A 3345-nucleotide genomic window follows, 5' to 3' on the forward strand; every position below is an offset into this window, starting at 1 on the left:
GCATTTACAAGTAAGATCTACCTAAAATTTAACTTTTCTTACGCTTGATAGTATTTGCAACGCGGCCTAAATATTGGGTAATTTCCAATAGCGCTATTTGCATAGCAAAGTAATCCTTTAATGTGCGCGCTAGTATTGTAAATAGGCCTATGATTGAGGATAGGTTAGGCTTTCTTTAAAATTACTAGGGTCAAATCAAAATTCTCAAAAAAAGGTCGTTTTTTGAGACGGTGGGTTATTAGTTAAACTTTGGCGTAAGAAATTAATTTGATAAAATTAAAAGCAAAATTTATGCGAATTAAATTTCACGCTAAAATAACCTTGTAATGAGGCCAACCAGGCTCACTTTCTTATTAAGATTAAATTATTTTATAATTAATTCATGGTATATACAGATTGTCTTTAAGGTATTGATAATCGCTTTTTTTGCCAATGATATTTAGGAAATTTCATGGCTAAAGAAATTAAACGGAAATTCATAGGTAATGCTGTAAGTTATCAAAAAGCAAGACCAAATTATCCTGAAGAATTGTTTTCCACCCTTTTACAATTTTGGGAACAAACTTCTAATGGGATTAACAACCCGATTGTCGTAGATGTAGGATGTGGAACTGGTATCGCTACAAGAGGTATTTATCTTGCTTCTCAAAAAAAGTGTAACGTTATTGGAGTAGAGCCAGATCTTAATATGCTCGAACAAGCGAAACGAGAAACAGCTGAAAAAAATATTGTCTATGTGGCAGGAAGTGCAGAGAAGTTACCACTTGAAAAAAACTCAATTGATATAATGATCGCTGCCCTAGCAATGCAATATTTTAATAGGCCACTTTTTTATTCTGAGACAAAGAGAGTTCTGCGCAAAAATGGTGTAATTGCTATTATCGAAAATAATCGTAATTGGAAAGAGAACCCTTTCTTAGAAAAATATGAATCATTTCTAGAAAAAAATTCTTATGATAAAAATGTAAAATATTATAATCGAGATTATCGAGCTTATCCTTTTCTTGATGAGTTAAACATTTACTTCCAAAATGCGACTGAACAAGCTTTTCCTTGGTCAAAAAAATGTTCCCGAAAGATTTTTGGGAAATGATAAAATCTTCGACCTCAGGACAGCAGGCTATTGTTAACCTTGGTATTAAAAATGCAGAGCGACAAATACGTGAATTAATTCATTTGTATGTAGATGAGGATGGTTTGCTTGATATTTCATACATTTCTAAAATATATCAAGCTAAAATAGTCGTTTGATTAAAAATTAGATTGTGACCGAAAATTATCTCAAAAAAAGTTCCTTTCTTGAGTCTACTTGTTAATGGGGAGTTATTGCGATATGTTTATTTCAGAAAAGTTTCTTCAACAGTACAATGAACAGACCCATGTGAATAATGTAAGCTTTTATAAGGTATTTCGATGATATCGATAAGGTTTTCAGTTAATTCTAATATTTTCTTCTTGGTATGTGAAAAATAAGAAATTAAGTGCTTTTGAACTGCAACGCTTTCTTCTATTTGTCTACCCTTAGAATCACCATTCACAAACATTTTATAGCGTTTGTCTGTATCGCTTTTTAAAATCACAGCATTAGCACCAAAGGCAAAAGCCTCAACGGTACTGAGTAAAATAATTTTTTCTAGACCATAAATCTCCCGAAGCAGACATCTACTCTCATCTGTAATTGTTTGGCTTCCTTGTTGTAATAGAGGTAAACCATCCTTATCTAACATAAAATTTCCATTACCACTTTTAATGTAGTCGCCCTCATATAGAATCAACACATCATTAGGAAGTGGTAATACGCAGCAATCTAAATGAAAGAATTCTTTGCGTAGCAACTTTATTGGGATAACTTTATTTTTGATTATTTGGCAAATCACATCAACGGCTCTCTTTTCAGTCCTTTGGCCATAACCTAAAAAGAATAATGATCGGTTCGGTGCTTGTATAAAGTCGCCGCCTTCAAAAATAATTTTCTTTTCACCAGCTTTTTGTAGAGGCCATATAGTTGCGCCAAGCTGGGTTGCAAGTTTAGTTGGGGTCTTTTCCTCTCCTCGACGTGACTTATTCTTAAAAAAGGCTGGGATAAAATGAAGTTTACCCTCATCAACAAAATAATGTCCGGTATCAGTTAAGAATACTTGATCAGAGTATAAATAAGTCACATTGTTTTTGATATATTTATCTTCTTCTAGGGTGATGATTTTAATTCCCTGTTCTTTCATTTTCACTATTAGATTGGACATATCTGCATATACTTGTTCTGCATGTTTTCTCTTAGCGTTTTCCTTTGAAGAAAGCTTCTCATTAGAAAGTTCATTTTCTTTTCTCAATCCAAAATTTTTGGTTAATCTCAAAATGGCAGCATTTGGATTTTCGCAAAAAGGAAAATCGTATATTTTCATAAATACCTGTATTGGTCTTGATAGTTTCTGTTAATAATAATTATCTTATCGTCCTTTGTTTCAAGTTATTTACTACAGGAAGGCAACCATTCTGAAAATATACAGCATTACCAGATTAAATATCGCAATAACCATCTAAAAGCTGATCATAGGAAACTTAAGTGTTTTATCAACCCAGTAAGAGGCTTGCAATCATTGAAAGCGGCCTATGCGGCCTGAAATCAAAGGACAATTCAGCAGATGGATGGTTAGTAGACAAAATAAACTGTCTATCAATCAAATGAGACCTACTTAAAACTTATGATTTCGTAGGTTGAATGTTTTTGTAACAGATTCAATAAACATAGTAACCTGAAAAAAACTGACAAATGATTAATAGTAGGGAATTATAAGTCTGGAAAGTCTTAAAAACCGTCGTTTTTTAAGACACATAATCTACTAGGCGACTTTTAATAGGTTTCTCTATATTTATCTCCTTTCTTTGACTACTTATTAGCCTTCTATATAATGCGCTACTTTAATTCATTAAAAGGAAACAGTATTATGAAATCTAACACTATAAAATCATATAGTAAAAGAGGCGCTATGATAGGAGCAGCAGCAGGCGCTTTTATGACCCATCATCGAATAAGTGCAGCTATAGCATGGTATGGCATACATGCAAAAGATGAGGGCTTATCACTTATGATATTTAATGGTATATTAAAATTTATTATTCCTGCTACCGCAATTGGCAGTGTTGTAGGAGGCGGTATTGGTTTTTTTGCAGATAGTCAGCGTAAATCTTCACAGTTTGCTGAAAGTAACTATTCTGCTGGGTTCCCATCTATAAATTTATAAAATAGTGGCAGTGTTTTAAATATTATCAAAGAGGGTCTGTTACAAAAATGACTATTAGCTTATAAATTACTTGCCTTATAATTCTATAATGCAATATTTAAAT

General features: G+C 32.6%; 5 protein-coding genes. 4 read left to right on the forward strand and 1 reads right to left on the reverse strand.

From position 1 onward, the window contains the following. Window positions 1-451: 451 nt before the first annotated feature. Window positions 452-1093: a class I SAM-dependent methyltransferase gene (locus E1P04_RS17320; protein WP_131784106.1), complete on the forward strand. Its 642-nt coding sequence runs from the start codon at window positions 452-454 to the stop codon at window positions 1091-1093. Then, the gene (locus tag E1P04_RS17800; RefSeq protein ID WP_165482850.1) at window positions 1090-1251 is read left to right on the forward strand and encodes a hypothetical protein; all 162 of its coding nucleotides are present in this window, start codon (window positions 1090-1092) and stop codon (window positions 1249-1251) included. Before E1P04_RS17320 ends, E1P04_RS17800 begins: the two co-directional genes overlap by 4 nt. 86 nt (window positions 1252-1337) lie before the next feature. On the opposite strand, the gene E1P04_RS17325 is transcribed toward E1P04_RS17800, so the two are convergent. Continuing rightward, window positions 1338-2402, reverse strand: a complete 1065-nt coding sequence (locus E1P04_RS17325) for an arginine deiminase-related protein (protein ID WP_131784107.1) — start codon at window positions 2400-2402, stop codon at window positions 1338-1340. 42 nt (window positions 2403-2444) lie between these two features. Between E1P04_RS17325 and E1P04_RS18490 the strand changes: the two genes are divergently transcribed. Then, entirely contained in the window at window positions 2445-2621 is a 177-nt protein-coding gene (locus E1P04_RS18490) for a DDE-type integrase/transposase/recombinase (RefSeq protein ID WP_427853593.1), read from the forward strand. A 324-nt stretch (window positions 2622-2945) separates the two neighbouring features. Continuing rightward, window positions 2946-3242, forward strand: a complete 297-nt coding sequence (locus E1P04_RS17335) for a hypothetical protein (RefSeq protein ID WP_131784044.1) — start codon at window positions 2946-2948, stop codon at window positions 3240-3242. Window positions 3243-3345 lie beyond the last annotated feature (103 nt).

The organism is Legionella gresilensis, from assembly GCF_900639865.1.
GTDB classification, from domain to species: domain Bacteria; phylum Pseudomonadota; class Gammaproteobacteria; order Legionellales; family Legionellaceae; genus Legionella_C; species Legionella_C gresilensis.

Bases quoted from the DNA above. Each gene is read 5' to 3' on its own strand.
- E1P04_RS17325 (WP_131784107.1), bottom strand. From the start codon at position 2,402: ATGAAAATATACGATTTTCCTTTTTGCGAAAATCCAAATGCTGCCATT.
- E1P04_RS17335 (WP_131784044.1), top strand. From the start codon at position 2,946: ATGAAATCTAACACTATAAAATCATATAGTAAAAGAGGCGCTATGATA.
- E1P04_RS17320 (WP_131784106.1), top strand. From the start codon at position 452: ATGGCTAAAGAAATTAAACGGAAATTCATAGGTAATGCTGTAAGTTAT.
- E1P04_RS17800 (WP_165482850.1), top strand. From the start codon at position 1,090: ATGATAAAATCTTCGACCTCAGGACAGCAGGCTATTGTTAACCTTGGT.